Origin of the sequence: Bacillus sp. cl95 (assembly GCF_900115925.1) — a bacterium.
GTDB lineage: Bacteria > Bacillota > Bacilli > Bacillales > Cytobacillaceae > Neobacillus_A.
On record NZ_FOYF01000006.1, the window covers coordinates 64,568 to 82,559 of the forward strand.

General features: G+C 38.3%; 14 protein-coding genes and 2 pseudogenes. 7 read left to right on the forward strand and 9 right to left on the reverse strand.

Going from position 1 to position 17,992, the window contains the following annotated elements; genetic code table 11:
- Positions 1 to 4 precede the first annotated feature (4 nt).
- The 5 genes from BMZ31_RS16020 to BMZ31_RS16040 form a co-directional block, all read right to left on the reverse strand.
- Positions 5 to 850, reverse strand: a complete 846-nt coding sequence (locus tag BMZ31_RS16020) for an ABC transporter permease subunit (protein ID WP_175478148.1) — start codon at positions 848 to 850, stop codon at positions 5 to 7.
- Positions 843 to 1,760: an ABC transporter ATP-binding protein gene (locus BMZ31_RS16025; RefSeq protein ID WP_175478149.1), complete on the reverse strand. Its 918-nt coding sequence runs from the start codon at positions 1,758 to 1,760 to the stop codon at positions 843 to 845. The genes BMZ31_RS16020 and BMZ31_RS16025 overlap by 8 nt, the downstream gene beginning before the upstream one ends.
- Before the next feature lie 147 nt (positions 1,761 to 1,907).
- Complete coding sequence (locus BMZ31_RS16030; protein WP_254778896.1) at positions 1,908 to 2,861, reverse strand: Gfo/Idh/MocA family protein; 954 nt, start codon at positions 2,859 to 2,861, stop codon at positions 1,908 to 1,910.
- 180 nt (positions 2,862 to 3,041) lie between these two features.
- Complete coding sequence (locus BMZ31_RS16035) at positions 3,042 to 5,429, reverse strand: ABC transporter permease subunit (RefSeq protein ID WP_090832944.1); 2,388 nt, start codon at positions 5,427 to 5,429, stop codon at positions 3,042 to 3,044.
- The gene (locus BMZ31_RS16040; RefSeq protein WP_090832945.1) at positions 5,422 to 6,303 is read right to left on the reverse strand and encodes an ABC transporter permease subunit; all 882 of its coding nucleotides are present in this window, start codon (positions 6,301 to 6,303) and stop codon (positions 5,422 to 5,424) included. The genes BMZ31_RS16035 and BMZ31_RS16040 overlap by 8 nt, the downstream gene beginning before the upstream one ends.
- Positions 6,304 to 6,490: 187 nt before the next feature.
- Between BMZ31_RS16040 and BMZ31_RS16045 the strand changes: the two genes are divergently transcribed.
- Both BMZ31_RS16045 and BMZ31_RS16050 read left to right on the forward strand, forming a co-directional pair.
- Complete coding sequence (locus tag BMZ31_RS16045) at positions 6,491 to 7,351, forward strand: YsnF/AvaK domain-containing protein (RefSeq protein ID WP_090832946.1); 861 nt, start codon at positions 6,491 to 6,493, stop codon at positions 7,349 to 7,351.
- A 270-nt stretch (positions 7,352 to 7,621) separates the two neighbouring features.
- Positions 7,622 to 8,701, forward strand: a complete 1,080-nt coding sequence (locus BMZ31_RS16050; RefSeq protein WP_090832947.1) for a YsnF/AvaK domain-containing protein — start codon at positions 7,622 to 7,624, stop codon at positions 8,699 to 8,701.
- Between the two features lie 190 nt (positions 8,702 to 8,891).
- Here BMZ31_RS16050 and BMZ31_RS16055 read toward each other — a convergent pair whose 3' ends face one another.
- The 3 genes and pseudogenes from BMZ31_RS16055 to BMZ31_RS16065 form a co-directional block, all read right to left on the reverse strand.
- The gene (locus BMZ31_RS16055; RefSeq protein ID WP_090832948.1) at positions 8,892 to 9,668 is read right to left on the reverse strand and encodes an IclR family transcriptional regulator; all 777 of its coding nucleotides are present in this window, start codon (positions 9,666 to 9,668) and stop codon (positions 8,892 to 8,894) included.
- A 104-nt stretch (positions 9,669 to 9,772) separates the two neighbouring features.
- Positions 9,773 to 9,913, reverse strand: a pseudogene (locus tag BMZ31_RS16060) (ureidoglycolate lyase); the annotation flags it as partial.
- 182 nt (positions 9,914 to 10,095) lie between these two features.
- On the reverse strand, positions 10,096 to 12,276 hold the full coding sequence (locus BMZ31_RS16065; protein ID WP_090832950.1) for a malate synthase G: 2,181 nt from the start codon (positions 12,274 to 12,276) through the stop codon (positions 10,096 to 10,098).
- A gap of 235 nt (positions 12,277 to 12,511) precedes the next feature.
- Between BMZ31_RS16065 and BMZ31_RS16070 the strand changes: the two are divergent.
- Positions 12,512 to 12,832 (forward strand): annotated as a pseudogene (locus tag BMZ31_RS16070) (ABC transporter substrate-binding protein); the annotation flags it as partial.
- 156 nt (positions 12,833 to 12,988) lie between these two features.
- Positions 12,989 to 13,993: a YeiH family protein gene (locus tag BMZ31_RS16075; RefSeq protein ID WP_254778882.1), complete on the forward strand. Its 1,005-nt coding sequence runs from the start codon at positions 12,989 to 12,991 to the stop codon at positions 13,991 to 13,993.
- A 142-nt stretch (positions 13,994 to 14,135) separates the two neighbouring features.
- Here the strand turns inward: BMZ31_RS16075 and BMZ31_RS16080 are convergent, their stop codons facing one another.
- A complete protein-coding gene (locus tag BMZ31_RS16080; protein WP_090832952.1) occupies positions 14,136 to 14,843 on the reverse strand; it encodes an MOSC domain-containing protein in 708 nt (235 codons plus the stop codon).
- Between the two features lie 136 nt (positions 14,844 to 14,979).
- Here BMZ31_RS16080 and BMZ31_RS16085 point away from each other — a divergent pair, with 136 nt between their 5' ends.
- The 3 genes from BMZ31_RS16085 to BMZ31_RS16095 all read left to right on the forward strand — a co-directional run bounded on the left by BMZ31_RS16085 (position 14,980) and on the right by BMZ31_RS16095 (position 17,952).
- The gene (locus BMZ31_RS16085) at positions 14,980 to 15,411 is read left to right on the forward strand and encodes an Lrp/AsnC family transcriptional regulator (protein ID WP_090832953.1); all 432 of its coding nucleotides are present in this window, start codon (positions 14,980 to 14,982) and stop codon (positions 15,409 to 15,411) included.
- Positions 15,412 to 15,573: 162 nt separating this feature from the next.
- Positions 15,574 to 16,128, forward strand: coding sequence for a cysteine hydrolase family protein (locus BMZ31_RS16090; RefSeq protein ID WP_090833161.1), 555 nt, complete (start codon positions 15,574 to 15,576; stop codon positions 16,126 to 16,128).
- 144 nt (positions 16,129 to 16,272) lie between these two features.
- Positions 16,273 to 17,952 (forward strand): hypothetical protein, encoded by a 1,680-nt coding sequence (locus BMZ31_RS16095; RefSeq protein ID WP_090832954.1) that lies wholly within the window; start codon positions 16,273 to 16,275, stop codon positions 17,950 to 17,952.
- Positions 17,953 to 17,992 lie beyond the last annotated feature (40 nt).

Sequence of the window (17,992 nt, forward strand, 5' to 3'; positions counted from 1 at the left end):
GTTCTTAATGAATTTGACTCTCAAAAAGCGCATTCCTTTGATTAAATTTTGTAATCACTTTTAAGAGAACACCATTGGCAACTAACAAAGCTACTCCAATAATAAAAAGCATCATTGGACTCATAAAGAATAATCCGGTTGCTTGGCTTATGATGAGTCCGACAATGGGCAAGACCAAAATACCACCGAATTGCTGTGCCTCCTGAAATGATTTCACTTTTGCAGAGATGAGCACATTCAGTACGATGTTAAAAATGACAAGAGCCGGAATGACCCAGAACATGAGCAAAATCCATGTGGAACTTAAGAATACAAATTCATTGAATGACGAATAGGTAATAGTATTAATCACAAAGATGTTAATTAAAAACGTCAAAAAAGTAATCATGAAAGTGGGGATAAATGATGCAATTACTTTTCCTAAAAATAAATCCATAATTGAAATAGGAGCAAATAATAAAGTTTCTAGCGTTTTTCTTTCCTTCTCCCCTGCGAAACTATTTGAAGAGGTTACAAGAGAATTAATAATCGCGACCATTAAAAAGAAAGGAATAAGCATGAAGTTTAAAAAGAAATACACAAATTTGTCGCCTAACTCCGGTAAGGCTGCTAGTTTTTCCCTCATCGTTTCATTTGGAAAACCTTCGATAAAAGCATTTATTGGTTTTTGGATATCCTTATCAGTCGTTTGATTGATCAATTCAGTATTCAAACCGATGTACGAAACGACAGAGGGTACAACGGTACATAACAAAATGGAAAGGATAATCATAGGCACCCATATTTTTTTAGAAGCGAATGTAGACTTTATATCTTTTTGAACAATCGCTCCAATAATCCTCTTATTCATGTTCATCTTCTCCTTTAATCTTGAAGTAAAGTGCTTCAAGACTTCTATTTGTTATTTCACAAGAATGCACCCATGATTGCTTTAGGATTCCGTTTAACAAAGGTGTGATTTCTTGCTTAGAAGGGAGAGTAAATTCAAAATGCTGATCTTCTTTTCTTGTATATGGATGCCCCATAAATAAACCTTTTTCTTCTATTTGCAAGCCTGTTTCAATACGAAGTTTAACCTCGCTTAAGTACTTTTCCTCGAGATCCTTTCTTTTTCCGCTTTCAATTATGCGGCCCATTTTTAGAAAAAGGAACGAATCGCATATGTCTTCCAATTGAAGCAGGACATGTGAACAAATGACAATGGTGACGTTATCTTCTTTATTCACTTTACTTAAGTAATGAATAACTTCTTTTATCCCCTCTGGATCTAGACCATTGGTTGGTTCATCAAGAAAGAGCAACTGTGGCTTATGTAAAAGAGCCTTTGCCAGCGCAAGCCGCTTCTTCATCCCTGTTGAAAATGTACCTACAAGTTGATCCTTAACACTAAACAAGTCAAACTGTTCTAGTAGATAAGTAATTCTGTTTTTATCAAAGGCATCATAAATTTTCGAGAAAAAAATAAGATTGTCCCAAGCACTCATATCGTGATAAAGAGAGGCGCTTTCGGTTACAATACCTGCCCGTTTACGAATTTCTTCGCCGTGCGATTTCGGATCAAAACCAAGAATCTTCATTTGGCCGCCTGTTGCATCAATGACTCCATTTAACAATCGAAGCATCGTTGTCTTTCCCGCTCCGTTTGGTCCAAGCAAGCCATTGATAGAGCCTTCTTCAATCGTAAATGAGATATCATGAAGTATCTTTTGACCTCTAAATTCCTTGTTAACATTCTTAACCTCAATGATCCTGTTCCCCAAAAACTCATCCCCCATGTAAACTCTTTTACTTTTATCATAGCAAATTGGAAATATATTCTACAGTTTAATTATCTCATTCTTCTATAAATAATTTGATAGTTACTTACGAAAAAATAAAGCTGCCCAATCCTTCAGGGCAGCTTCACCTTAATAATCTTCTTGGATAAGCAAATCATCTAAAACAGCTTGAACCGCGCAGCCATCTTTGAATGAAACAATCCTTGCTTCCTCTCCTTTAAAACTCTTAACCAATTGATCAATGAAGGCATGAATATGATTTTCGGCAGGCAATTCCATCTTTTCTGGTCGTTGGCCTTTACGAGAAATCCATAATTGGCTCCAATCAACTAGAGACATACTGCCTTCAGTGCCATAAATGGTAAATTGAAGTTTTTCCGACATCCCAAGATTTACACTTCCATGAAGGAGGATATGCACTCCCTCATTTACTTCTCCAAACGCAATCATCCCAGTCTCACATTTACTCGAATCGAGTGCGTATTCTACTGTTTTATGGACAATTTTGATATCGCCAAAAAGCATTTGAATCATTTGAATATAGTGCGGAAGCACTTCTCTAGTGAATCCACCTTGCTCACGCGAACTTATCCATGCGTTTTTTTGCCATGGCCTTGGCCAATCTTGAAAGTGACAGTGGACTTCCACTCTTCTCAAGTCACCAATGAAGTTCTCATGAAGAAGTTTTTCAATCATCTTGAATTCCTGTTTATGAATGGTTGGAAAGTTAATCGAGGTTAACAATCCACGTTGTTCTGCTTCCCTCTGCATTTCCTGAGCTTCTTCAAGATTACTCGCCAGCGGTTTTTCACAAAACACATGTTTATCATGCTGGATTGCTTCCATCACAAAGCGGTGATGATATTTAGGAGGAACAGCAATATAAATCAAATCTATATCTTCCTGTTTAAAAAGTTCTTCACATTTTTCAAAATTGACAACATCATATTTTTCAGCTATTTCCAGCGCTCTTTCCTTCGATACATCATATACGCCCTTCACGATTGTTTCAGGGTGTTCAATGAAAGCTTTCATTACTTTTTCTCCGACTCCACCTACACCAATCACACCAATATTTAACACTGTCAAATCATTCATCCCCTTTGTTGCGGCTAATTTATTACAAGCATACCAAATTTTCAGAAATAAAAAATTGAAATTTATCTTTAAGTAATTTCCACATTTCTTGATCCTACCAAATAAGGGACATTACATTCCAAAGTAAAAAACCACGGATTATTTGCTCATCCATGGTCTTTCAAGTTATTCTAATTCAAGCCATTCTTCAAAATATCCAGAGGTTAAATCAAAGTAATTTCTCGTAAATAAAACATACTGTGCGGTATCCACCTGTTTATACTGAAACAAATGATAATAGTCGGATAAATAACCCATCATTACTTTCTTTGGTTCAGTATCGACATACATATACTTTTTATTTACCAAATCAAAGATTTCTAAGGCTGGTTGACTGTATAAATAAGCTGTGTGTTGGTTTTTGTCCAACGGAACATTTGAATACTGACGACTCAATCCTAATTCTTTTGCATTACTCATCCTTGTTCGTGTTACGTCTAGAGCAGCATAGGTGCCATAGCCTTCCCCAATGTAAAAATACATATCGGTGGCAAGTTCTGCTATGCCCTCATCGATCCATCCTTCCTGATATGGATCACTCGCAACGACACCATAGAAATATTGATGTGCAATTTCATGAACAATATTGTATCTGAAGTACTGTTCCTGTTCAATATACGGGTTTACAGTGACGATACCTGGATATTCCATATTAAGATTGCAATCTAACACGATATCCAACTGCTTATGAGGATATTCACCTATGTTCTTTTGGTAAAAGCTCAATGCTTTTTTGGCTAACTCAATGGCTTGTGTGCCATCTTTATTATGGTCTTCTCTAGAGAACAACCTTATTTTCACTCCGTCTGATTCAGTCTCTCTGACAGCAAAATCCTTTACTACCGCCAAGAAGAATTCTCTTACATTTTTCGCTTTAAGAGTGCCTTTATTTTCTCGGTACGCAGGATCTTCATCTGCTGTAGAAATAACTGAGTAACCTTTTGGTACCGAATACGAAACTTCAAAATCAGAGAAATCAGTATGATAAGTCTCCATACCTTCCATATAATCATGCTTATTCCATTTGCCTTTTTGGAAGGTTGCCAGCATCGGGTACCATTGAGCTAAGTAGTAATGCTCCTTATATTGCGAAAAACGATGCCCTCCCTCAGGCACGGTAAAATCATAAGAGATTTTCACTTTCGATGATTGTCCGCTATTCATTCCATTCTTTAATTTCACTTTTAATGTGTCATTTTTAAGCTCGACTTCAGCCTTTTTTCCATCGACTTCAACTTCATTAATCTTAACTTCCGAATAACCATTAATCCCTTCAAATGAATGCCCCCTTTGGAAGCTATTTGGAATGAAATAGAATACTAGTTCATCCCACTTCTTACTTGATTTATTTTCTGCCTTGATCTCGGAAACCCCTTTGAAATTCCCGTCCTTATCCATTTCTACGGACAGATTATAAGTTGCTTTGCTTCCGTTTGGAACGCCCCAATTGTCGTCTTTAACAGCATAGACGTAGTTGCCTGCAAATACAAAAACAAGGAAAACAGCGATGGTAGCCAAACTTTCGCCTTTTAAAAAGGATAGTTTACCTTTCGAACCAATGTTCTCCCTTGAAGGAAGCAAATTAGTGATTTGTCCTGTAAAGATCCACGGTGTTCTTTGGTAATTTGTTTGAAAACTATTTTTCAAACCATTCGCTAATAAACTGAACGAAGCTGTTGTGAACAGGAGGACTGTTAGTGGTATAAGCAAAATGTATTGATTTCCATATATATTCCCACGAGCTTGACCAACGAGTCCAGCGATTTCTTTAGTAATGGAAAAGGCCATTCTTGGGTCCATTGTCCATTTGGTACCGCCCACGAAGATTTCTAACAGTGCTAGTTGCCCCATAATCGTGATGACATACACGATTTCTAATACAAACATAATTAAGAGCGATTCTTTCATTTGCGGAAAAATATGTTTCCAAACAATTCTATGCCTGTTTGCGCCTAATGTTTTAGCGGACTCTACATAAGTGGTTTTACCTATTTCAACCGATTTTTGTCTGACAGAAGATACGATGCTTGGAATACTTACAATTGTAGTAACAATGACGAAGTAAACAACCAATACGATTGGTTCGATTTCCGATCCGAACCAAAAAGGTACTAGAAAAAAGTAAACAATTAGGAACAATGGAACATAACTCCAAGTGTTTTCAAATGCAGTGATGATACTTAACTGTTTCTTACGTGTCCCCAAATAAAGGCCAATAACTGAGCCAATTACCATCTTAAGTATTGTTACCACCAGTGAGATGAGAACCGTATACCTAATGCCATTTAAAAGCAATGACAACATATCATATCCCCATCTATCCGTCCCTAATATCCACCCTTCTTCTTCAAATGGTTTGATAGGAGACGTCTTAATATCACCATCTACATAACTCGTTTCAAAATCATCGTTTAAGTGATGCGGAGCCATGGTAGGACCGAAGATAGACAAAAAGATTAATAGAGCAACAAACACGCTACCTACATATAAAGGCAAGTTGATGTTCTTATTCATGGATAAAGCACCTCTTAAACAAATAGAGTAACACTCTGATTGATAGATAAACGATCAATGAGATAATCAGCATGGAAAATAACCCAACTGCTATCGTTTGCACCCCACCATTTTGAAAAATGAATTTAGTAATACCCGAAACATTAAGCAAGTATTCGATGATAAACAAATTCCCAATTGCCAACGATATAATTTTTGTAAGTTCTGCAAGAATAAACGGTTCAACGTTTTTAAAGGCATGTTGCATGTTTATGTAGTGTACCTTCAGTCCCTTTGCAACTGCAGTTCTAATATAATCCTCACCACTTGTTTGAAAATACTTAAGTGAAACAAGCTTAAATAAATATAGTGTAGGAGCAAGCGAGAGCAATAGGGTAGGAAACCAGATATTTAACGCTCCTGTGTCCGGCCTAAGGGAGATGATTCTAATACCAGTGACTTTGTAGAATTTCACCGCTAATATCAGCCCTACAATGATTAAGATGAAATCAGGAATGGCCGCTAAAATATTTAATACTTGATTGAAGAATCTCGTTGGTCTAAAGCGGCTGATAAATATCCCAAACAGAATAGAGAATAAGATGCCTGCGTTTACACCAATCACCATGATTTTCAGACTCGTCATGATATTATCGCCGATATCATCAGCGATGTTCCGCTCATACTGTCCAACCTGATAAGTTCCGAGTGTTCCGCTGCTAATTGTTTTAAAAAATTCCCCATAAATCTTTGGCAAGTTTTCAGGGTGCCACTCAATTGCATCTCTGTTCTCGCTCATGGAGATTGTGCTTGGAACACCTGCCAAGAATAAGATAAGCCCAACAATGATAACAGTTTGCTGAGCAATACCAATCCAATCCACTTTTTTAACCATTTCGTCCTCCTTTTGTTTTCATTTTCATGATAAAGATATTATTTAGACGCCTATTTTTACCAAAAGGTTACAATTCCTCATACTCTTCTAAAACATTTATCTCGCAGCCTCTTAATCTTGTTTAAATGACGTTAGGCAGGGTAGAAAAAGTATTACTAATTGATTAATAAAAGGAGGCGAACTTACTGTGGCCAACAAAAATGTTGTAGGTCTTTATGAAACCAAACATGCTGCTATTCTTGAAATTGAAAAACTCAGAAATCTTGGGTATCGGCCAAGTGATATCACCGTAATCGCTAAGGAGCAAACTGCTGCCGACAGCATCACCTATAGAACGGGTGTCGATTCCGCAGATACTTCAAGCTTAATGGTTGAAGAACCTAAGACGGAGAAATCATTCTCCGAATGGTTCGCAGCCCTTTTCGAAGAGGGCAAACCGCAGAACAATTCCCCATCTCCCTTAAGTGATTTTGGCTTAAGTGAAGAGGAAATTCCTTTTTATGAGGAAGGTATTAATGACGGGAAAATTCTGGTCCTTACAAATTCCGAGGGTAAAACGACTGAAAGTCATCCCACTTATTTTGGAACAAACATTCAACCGAAAAAGCCCTTGAATTCTAGTCCTAAATTAAATCCAAAACAAGGTTTCACCACTGAAGAACCTTTAATAGAGGAAAGAAAGATGGAGTTAAGGGAAGAGCAATTGCAAATTTCCAAGAATCAAATTCAAACAGGAGAAGTTGAACTTCACAAACAAATCGTTGAAGAACAACAAACAGTCCAAGTTCCAGTATCAAAGGACGAGGTATTTGTTGAGCATAGAACGGCCGATGAAGTGGCTTCTTCAGAGATCAGTGATGAGGACGATGAACTCATTCGTGTCCCTGTAGTCGAAGAACGACTAAAGGTCACAAAAGAACAAGTCGTCACGGGAGAAGTAGTCATAGGCAAGCGTCAAGTTCAGGAAATGCAACAAGTAAGCGACACTGTCAAGCGCGAAGAACTTCGTGTAAATAAAAGTGGAGATGTTATCATCAGAGAAAAATAAAAGGTTTCAAAACTTTGTGAGGTGGTACACATTTAACATACCATCGTAACAGCTCTACTTATAAGGCTATGCTTAAGATCATTATTGATTTTCTGCACTTTGTTGATTGGAGTGGAAGGCGCCTGACTCCTTGGGGATCAGCGTTACAGGCGAGACCCCGCAGGAGCGTTAGCGACGAGGAGGCTCGGCGAACGCCCCCAGGAAAGAAAGCGACTGGAGCGGAAATCAACAGGGATGTAAACAGAGCCAATTATTAAAGGAGGAAGAAAAATGGACAAGCGTATTGTAGGAGCATATGACACAGAACATGAAGCAATTGAGGCCATTCAGGATTTAACAGCAAGAGGTTATGATTCAGAAAACATCTCAGTGGTTGCCAAAAACAAGGACGACCTTGACATGGTCGAAAGAGAAACTGGTACAAAAGCAGATGAAGGTGCAGTTGCTGGTGCAGCAACTGGAGGTGCAATCGGCGGAGTTACTGGTCTACTAGCTGGTATCGGGGCACTTGCCATTCCTGGAGTTGGTCCAATCGTAGCGGCAGGTCCAATCGCAGCAGCATTAACAGGAGCTGCAGTAGGTGCTGGTGCTGGTGGAGTTGCTGGAGCATTAATTGGCATGGGCATTCCAGAAGATGAGGCGAAACGGTACAACTCATATGTTGACGAAGGGAAAATTCTTGTCTTAGTGGACGAGCAACCTGGTTTGAATACATTGGTGGACGATGCTGATCCAAACCTATATTCTGATGCTGATCGTGTAAATTCTTCACTTACTGACACCACAAAGTTAGATTACACAAATAGTGATCTCGATTATTCCGACACAAACCGTGAGGGCGTTCGTAATTCTTTCGCTGATTCTACTCTTAACGAAACGGAAGAACGCACTTTGAAGCTAAAGGAAGAACAATTGAACATTTCTAAAGACCGCGTTCAAGCTGGTGAAGTCGAACTTCATAAAGAAGTTGTTGAAGATCAACAAACGGTAAATGTTCCTGTTTCTAAGGAAGAAGTGTACATTGAACGTCGCGACGTTACAAACAGATTAACAGACGACACTACACCAATCGGTTCAGACGAAACCATTCGTATCCCGGTTAGCGAAGAAAAAGTTAATGTGTCTAAGGACACAGTCGTAACGGGCGAAGTCGTTGTTGGTAAGCGTGAAGTTGAAGAATCTGTAGAAGTTCGCGATACGTTAAAACGTGAGGAAGTCAACGTTGAGGATTACACTGAAGGTGGCGTCTTAAAAAACGAATTTGAGACTGATAACTTAACAACAAACAAGTTAGATAATAATCGTAAAGACTGTGACTTATCTGATGATAAGTTTAACAATAGGTTTTAATAACTTAAAATTCAATAATTAAAATGAAAAGACAAGAGCCTTTTTCGACTGGCTCTTGTCTTTTTGTAATCTATAAGTCTAAGACTTAGGATTCACATTCATTGAGGCATTATTATTCAAGATTAAATTGGAACGCTTTTTGATAAAGATACCTTTTTAAAAAGCTTGAACAAATTTTCATGGTTTTGTTTTAATTGATTCTGCTTACGTAACCAAGTCTTGCTGAGATTTGTTTACCTATTTCAATCATCCGATCTTGTAGCGATTCCATTCGTTCATCAGTCATTCGTATTGTTGGACCAGAAATGCTGATAGCTGCGATGACCTTGCCTAAATGATCAAAGATAGGCGCCGCTATGCAGGTAATTCCTGTTTCATTTTCCTCTAAATCAAGCGCATAACCCTTTTGTTTCACTTGGATTAACTCCTTAAGGAATTGGTCTTTGTCAGTAATCGTATGTTCCGTATGCATCGCCATTCCTCTTCGTTCAAGAATTTCAAGAACAACACTTGATGGCAAGTGGGCAAGGATTGCTTTTCCTACAGAAGTACAGTGCATTGGTGCCCTTTTCCCTACCTTGGAATGCATGCGCAACGTTTCGTTTCCTTCTAACTTTTCGATATAGACGACTTCCCCTTGATCATAAACAACCAAATGGATTACTTCATTGGTCTCATTTTCTAATTCAAGCAAGAAAGGTTTTGCTTCTTCCCTCAAATCTATCGAATCTAGCAGTTTTGTACTTACTTCTAAGAACTTATAGCCCAGCTTATATCTTCCTGTTTCACTATCCTGCTCAATGTAGCCATATTGAACAAGAGTGGAAAGTATTCTATATACAGAGCTTTTGTTTATATCTATTTGTTTAGCAATTTCTGTTACACCAATGCCACCCTTTTTCATGCTCACAATCGTTATGATATCAAGGGCTCTGCTGACAGATTTCACTACATTTTCTCTTTCCACAATCTTTCACCTACTTCGATATTTACGTAATTACAAGCAGTACTGCAGCTCTTCACTAATGAAATATTATAGCATACAGTTTCTTTAAGTTTATCTGGCCAATATTAGCCGTTAGCGCCGACTTTTACAGCGGTGAAAGTGTTGCGCAATATTCCAATCTCTTTAATCGTACATTCAATGACATCGTCTGAGTCAACCATTTCCGCGCCTACAGGACTTCCTGTTAAAATTACACATCCTGGCTGGGCTGGCTTAAGGGTCAAGACATATGCATGGCTTACGTGGATAAATCTCACATTTCTGGTGCTTGTCACTTATAAGGCACAAAAATCAACAATGACCTTTCATAAAAAAAGCTGACCCAATACCAGGTTGATCCACAAACTCAGCCTTTTATTTGAGTCAGCCTTAGATTAAGGTTAAAAGATTATTGTTTTATCGCAAATTTCGCTTTTGCTTCTATTCTGCGACGATGAAGGATTGGTTCCGTATATCCGCTTGGTTGGTCATAGCCTTGAAGAATGAGGTCGCAGGCAGCTTGGAACGCCACTGAATCATCATAATTAGCAGCCATAGGTCGATATGCCAAATTTCCTGCATTCTGTTCATCCACGACTTTTGCCATACGCTGCAAGGTCTCAATGACTTGTTCTTTCTTACAAATACCGTGATGCAGCCAGTTAGCAACATGCTGGCTGGAAATACGAAGTGTAGCCCGGTCTTCCATCAGTCCTACGTTATTTATATCAGGTACTTTAGAACAGCCGACTCCCTGCTCAACCCATCGCACAACATAGCCCAGGATACTCTGAGCGTTGTTATCCAACTCATTTTGGATTTCCTCAGGAGTCCATTGAGGATTCGTTACAACTGGGAATTCTAAAATATCATCACGAAGGTCACGTTTATCGTTTGCTCTCTCATCTTGTACCTTTGTAATATCAACTTGATGATAGTGCAAGGCGTGCAATGTAGCTGCAGTAGGCGAAGGAACCCAAGCTGTGTTTGCACCTGTCTTCAGATGACCGATTTTCTGTTCCATCATCTCTTTCATTAAATCAGGCATTGCCCACATACCTTTTCCAATCTGTGCTTGACCTTGAAAGCCACTTGATAGACCTGCAATGACATTGGATTGTTCGTAAGCCTGAAGCCACTTGGAAGACTTCATTTCATTTTTCCGAACAACTGGACCTGCTTCCATTGAAGTATGGATTTCATCACCTGTTCGATCAAGGAATCCTGTATTGATGAACACGATTCTATCCTTCACTTGGCGAATACATGCTTTCAGGTTCAAGGATGTACGACGTTCCTCGTCCATTACTCCAATTTTAAGCGTATTTCTTTGAAGCTCCAATAAATCTTCCACTCTATCAAAAAGCTCGTTTGCAAAAGCAACTTCCTCTGATCCGTGCATTTTTGGTTTTACAATATACACTGATCCTTTAGAAGTATTTTGATAAGAACCATTGCCTAATAGCGTATGCTTGGCAATGAGACTCGTCATGACTGTATCCAAAATACCTTCTTGTATTTCTTCCCCGTCTTGGTCCAAGATGGCATTGATGCTCATTAAATGTCCAACGTTTCGGACAAACAGAAGTGAGCGTCCTTTCAAGGACAGTTCTCCACCCGTAGGAGAAGAATATTTTCGGTCAGCATTGAGCTTACGCATCATGGACTTATTCCCTTTTGAAAAAGAAGCTTCCAAATCGCCTTTCATAAGTCCCAGCCAGTTGCGATATACGAGCACTTTATCTTCTGCATCAACTGCTGTTACAGAATCCTCACAGTCCATAATCGTCGTTACAGCTGATTCCAAGAGTAAATCTTTCACACCCGCTTCGTCTGTTTGACCGATTGGATGGCTACGATCGATTTGAATCTCAAAGTGGAGACCATTATTCTTCAGAAGAACAGCGCTAGGTTGTTCAGGTGCACCTTGATAACCCGCAAACTTTTCTTCATTTTTAAGCCCAGTTGATTCTCCATTCTTAAGTTTTACAGTCAGTTTTCCATCCACTACAAGATAACTTGTAGCCTCTTTGTGTGAGAAGCCATTCAATGGTACAGCTTGATCAAGGAATTCCCTTGCAAAGTCAATGACCTTTTCACCACGTACAGGATTGTAACCTCCTGCACGAGTTGCACCACCTTCTTCGCTAATGGCGTCTGTGCCGTAAAGGGCATCATATAAGCTTCCCCAACGCGCATTCGCAGCGTTGATCGCATAACGCGCATTATTTACTGGAACAACTAACTGAGGTCCAGCCTGAACCGCAATCTCATCGTCTACCCCTTCTGTCTTGATATCGAAATCTTCGACTTCCGTCTCCAAGTAGCCGATTTCTTCTAAGAATGATTTATAAGTTTCAAAGTTAAAACTTTGATTGTTTTCACGATGCCAGGTATTAATCTTGCTTTGAATTTCATCTCGACGAGCGAGTAATTGCTTATTTTTTGGAGTCAAATCATGAACTAACTTTTCAAAACCAGACCAAAATTTCTCAGGTTCTAAATCACTTCCCGGAAGAGCTTCTGAATTAATAAATTCATAGAGCTCTGAAGCTACTTGAAGACTTCCTACTTTCACATAGTTTTCCATTGAAGATTTCCTCCTTTGATTTGAAACACGTTTTAATGTTTGTTATTACAAAACACTGTTTCTAATATGGTTTAATAAAATGATACCATGTCATTCGTTTGTACTTCAATAATTTTCAAAAAATTTATTCAATTCCAACCATTATTTTGAATTTGCCCATAAGCATCGAAGCCTAATAGTCAATTGAACTTAGTAGTTCAATTGAAATAGGTTCTTCGGTACCACATTACCTGCATCAGTGATGGTAACGTCAGGTAAGAATGTGAAAGAAAATCCTGAGCTTGTTCAAAAAATTATCGACGCCCATAAAGAGGCTGTTGATTTCATTTTGAAAAATCCAGAAGAAGCGAAAGAAATCACAATTAAAGACATTAAAGATGTAACAGGCCAAGAATTAAAGAAATCTGTCATGGATAAAGCATGGAATCGAATTGGCTTCACATACGAAGTCGACGAAGAAGCGATTCAAGCATTCTCTGATTCTTCCTATGCATTGAAATTTTTAAAAGATAAGCCTGCATTCGATAAATTAATTGATAAGCAGTTTATTAATTAGCAGTTCAGTAATATGTACGGTGCGTGCATCAAGGAGTTCCCCTTGGTGCACGTTTTTCTGTTATTCTAGTTAATAGCGCTTGGGTCTCCTACGAGTTTCGAAGTTGCATTTAATCTCTAAACACTCCATCATGACTGTTCAAAAGGAGAAGTGAAATTGAACAACACATATTTAATAAAAATCAATCATCGCCTCCCTAATTGGGTAATCGGTGTATTTTTTACAATCTTGATTGCACTTATCGCTAAATACTTCGGTGAGATGTTTCCGCTTGTTGGAGGAATATTGATTGCGATTTTAATAGGAATACTAATAAAAAATACAGTTGGCGTCCATACGGCTTTTGAACCTGGACTGAATCTAACGGTTAAAAAGCTTTTAAAGGTTTCCGTCATCTTACTCGGGGCAAGTCTTAACCTCACACAAATATTATCTATCGGAGCCAAATCCCTTGGTGTTATTCTTGTGTCAGTAATCCTTGGAATTGGTCTTACATTATGGTTTGGTAAGCTGCTGAAACTTGATCGTCGACTCTCCCTTTTGATTGGCGTCGGAACGAGCATTTGCGGTGCAACTGCCATTTCTTGCGTAAAAGGGACTCTCGAAGCAAAAGATGATGAGACTGCATACGCCATTTCTACAATTGTTTTATTTAACCTGTTGGCATTTTTCATCTACCCACTTGTTGGCCATCTATTTCATTTCAATGCCGAAGCATTCGGTGTATGGGCGGGAACGGCTGTACATGATACTTCCTCAGCAGTTGCCGTCGGTTATGTATATAGCAATGAAGCAGGACAGATTTCTACGACAGTTAAACTTGTACGTACCCTATTTCTGTTACCCGTGATTTTGATTCTGCCCTTTTTGATGAAAACAAAAGGTACGACAAAAGAATCCCTAACGAAGGCTTTTCCTTGGTTCGTTTTAGTTTTCTTATTCATGAGTATCTTGAATTCCATTGGGCTCATCCCACACAAACTTGCAGACTCTTTAACGGATATTGCTAAATTCCTAATTATTATGGTCATGGCTGCTGTAGGTCTTCAGGTAAATGTAAAACAATTTGCCAAGCTTGGAATTAAACCGCTCCTCACTGGTTTGTTCGCATCACTGTTGGTCTCGTTAGCTAGTTTAGCCATGATATGGATGTTTTTTTAATAGGCTATTTTCGTATACTTTGTTGTTATTGGATTGAAACCAAAAGCATTTTATATTGAGGAAAAGAGCACAAAATAAGAATGAATACGTGTATTTGCTTTGGGTCCTATCAGCAGCAATCAATGCGAAAACAACCTTTTTCCTAATCTACTAGAAATATTTCCGCCCCAACTGTTAACGTCCCTTGGTTTACAACAGAGGCGTAAACACCTAAGTTCCCTTTTCTTTCTTTTACTATTGTCTTTAGGATTTTAGGGTTTTTCTTGGCAGGATCATTGGGATCGATATTGACATACGCACAACGTGGGCAATGTGAGTTGATGGTCAATTCAATATCGTTGATAACCAATTTCTTTCCGAACCATTGCTCCTCTTCAAAAGGAACCCCACTATCCAGTTCAATAACAACATTCGGCCTAAACCTTTTCATATTTAATTCATCTTCATTACATAAGTCCGCAACTTTCATTAATGAGGATTCAGAGATGATTAAAAGATGATCTTCCCAATAAGCCCCTCTTTCTTCTGGCTGACTCTCCACTTGTTCAAGATTACGATCACCTGTCTTATCGGCCATGTAGTTGATGAAACTTTGGTCATTCCAATCAAACTCTTGGCCATCAGGTGTTGTCACCTTAGTACCATAGCCTTCTTCATCACTATTGAGCACTGCTTGATGGGCAAATAACTCCGGCATTTCGATCGCCGTTAAATACTTATCGTTCATTTTAATGGCAAATGAACGATCTCCAACTATACCATTGGCCATAATAGGTACTTCAGTTAATCTTTCTCCACCCATTGATTTTACTGGATATCTATATATTTCTTTCACAATGCCTACTCTCAATCTCTTAACCTCCCAACAACTCTTTTAGCTATATAATTCTAGGGTGACCAATTATTTCATTTATTGTAATATTTTAAATATATATGATGCAAATTTATTCCTTGCACACCCTTTAATGAAAAGGTGGAAGATGAAAATGGATATTACCGATTTAAAAATCTTAGAAGAACTTCAATTGAACGGAAGAATAACGATGACAGAACTTGGCAAAAAAGTAGCCCTTACAGCACCGGCTGCCGCAGAAAGAATTAGAAAGATGGAAGAAAAAGACGTTATCCGAAACTATACGATTGCCTTAAATCCTGAAAAAGTGAATAAACCGATATCAGCATTTATTTTATTTGATACGGAAAAATGCCATCAATTCGTTGAATATTGCAAGACTTATCCAGATGTCGTTGAGTGTCACCGTTTGGCTGGACAATATAGTTACATAGTTAGGATTATGACATCATCTGTAGCCAAGCTTGAAGATTTCATTAACAACACAATGAAATACGGAAAATCCTCCACCTTGATTACCCTTTCTTCTCCCATTGATGGAAGACCGATACAATTTCATGAATAAACCTTGAAAGAGCAGTACTTTCAAAAGTTAAGTTTCAACTATTATACTCTTACATTAAAAAGTTTTGCGGTGGCATCTACTTTCATTGTTGCATTTCTTCCTTCTAACAATCTACGTAAAATAAAGATATCAAATGAAAAGGGGAAATGAACGTTGAAAAATATTCCGCAGGACACCGCTTTGATTATTGTTGATGTACAGCAAGCTTTTAATGATCCTAGCTGGGGGAGACGCAATAATCCACAAGCTGAAAAAAATATTTTGAGGCTACTTGCTCATTGGCGTAAAACTGAACGCCCGATTTTTCACATCCAACACACTTCGAGACTGACAGTAGGTTCTTTATTTTACCATTTAAAGGATACACATAAATTTAAAGAAGGCTTTGAGCCCCATAATGACGAGCCGGTTCTTCAAAAGAATGTGAATAGCTCTTTCATCGGAACTGACTTGGAGCAAAGATTAAGAGAAAAAGACATTCGTTCAATTGTGGTCGTAGGTTTGACTACAAACCATTGTGTGGAAACCACAACAAGAATGGCAGGGAATTTCGGATTTGATACTTATCTAGTTTCCGATGCCACAGCTACCTTCGATCGCAAAGGCCCTGATGGCGAGATTTATGCGGCAGAAACCATTCATAATATGACGCTTGTGAATCTTAATGAAGAGTTTGCTACAATTATTGATACGGATACACTTCTTAGTTTAAGTTAAACAGGTGGCGTAAGTTCTCTTTGGAACTACGCCTTTTTCATCCCCCCTCATTTTAATAGGACCATTCCGCTATTTGTAATTGACGGTAAAAATAGACTTGAAATAGAATGAAGTTATTAACTACATACATAAGGGCGGAATAAAATGGTCGAGTTAAAACTAAAAGGGATTTTACGAGGGGTCAAAAGCGAAGATCCCGCTAAGCGCTTCGAAGCTATGGATCAGCTTTATCAGTATAAATTAGATGAAGGTTTAGAAGTTCAAATTGATGTGCTTAAGGATTTTGTTAAAACGGCTGCGTCAAGATTTCCTGATCCGGTAGACAAATGGGATAACCCATCCTATTACTTGATTGATTTTGTCTGTGACTTTCCGATGCCTGAAGTCATCGAAGCTGTGTTAAAACACTTTGATGGATTTCATTTAATGGCAAAAGAACGAGCCATTGAATTTCTCCTTCCGACGGAAGACGATGTGATATTTTCTGTTTTAGAGGATAAAATCATCCATCTCATCCAAACGGAAAAAGCCTATTTACCTGTTGTGGAACTAGGTAATTATCCTACCTTTACAAAGGGAATACTTGATAAGACAATTGAACAAATCCAGTCTCCTCATTATAAGTTCATGATGTATGAACTCATATTGTCACTCCATAAATCAGGTTTGGAACGTAGCTATAATAGAAATTTTGTCCTTCCACTATTGATAAGCGATTATCAAAACTTAAAGGAAGAATACTTGAAATACGATAAGGAATACACGACAAAATTTGTGTATACATCATGGAAAGATAGCTACTTTTCTCTCCGTGATCACTTGCGGTTGCTGTTAAATTCAATGGAGTTTTATTTTTCAACTCAAACAGAACAGGCATTGCAAGAAGCTCTTCATTTTAATGACCCTCTGATTAGGACAGAAGCACTGCTTGTTTGCGTGAGCAAAAACCTACCTTACGAAAAAGAAACTTTACGTGAATGTGCTGAACATATTGAAAGTGCAGAAATGGTGTATTGGGAGTTATCTGATCAAAATAAAGCGCATTTGTACCCTATAACTACTGGAAAACAAAAGTTACTAGCAAAAACCCGTCTCTTTACAACGATTATCAATTTACCAGAAGAAGATGGCTTTGCACATTTTCCTGAGGAAATTAAAATTGTCGATGAGGTACAAACCGAGAATGCTTACGGGCAGCCTATCCGTTACTATTTAATGAGATTCAAAGAGGGCAGCCACACCTATGTAGGTTGGACCGGTGGTTATGCACTTGAGGATGGCGATGATACTGCACATTTATGGGATGGAACTTATACAGATTACGTTGAGTTTGATTCACTAAGTTTAGAAGAGCATAAAGCCGCTTTTTTTAAAAAGCGAGAAGCTGAACAAATTGAATATGAGAATACGGTTTATTATGAAAGTAAACCAAAAGTAAGTAAAGGTTTGTGGTTTTTTTACGCTATCCTTATTACCCAATGGGTCCGAGCTTTGTTAGATGGAATTCAGGATCATTTTGTTGTTCCGCTAGGATTTACGGTACTTGGTGCGATATTGACAGTCTTTGAGTTGAATAGAAATAAGAAGAGAAGCGTGGCGATTGTGGGCAAACAGTTGCTTGCCTTCGATGGCAATAATACACAAAGTATTGACCTCGCCGAAATTAGAAAAGTTGAATACAACAAAAAGTACGTACTGGTCTACGACCGTGAAAATAAGCTTAGCGTAAAGTTTCCTTTAAAATGGGTGCGGTACGATCAGTTTTACGTTTATATGCGTGAGCATACGAGTCATCTAAAGAACATTCCTTATATTCAAGATTAAGTTTAAGAAATCGAAAGCAGACCAACGCCTTGTTGGACTG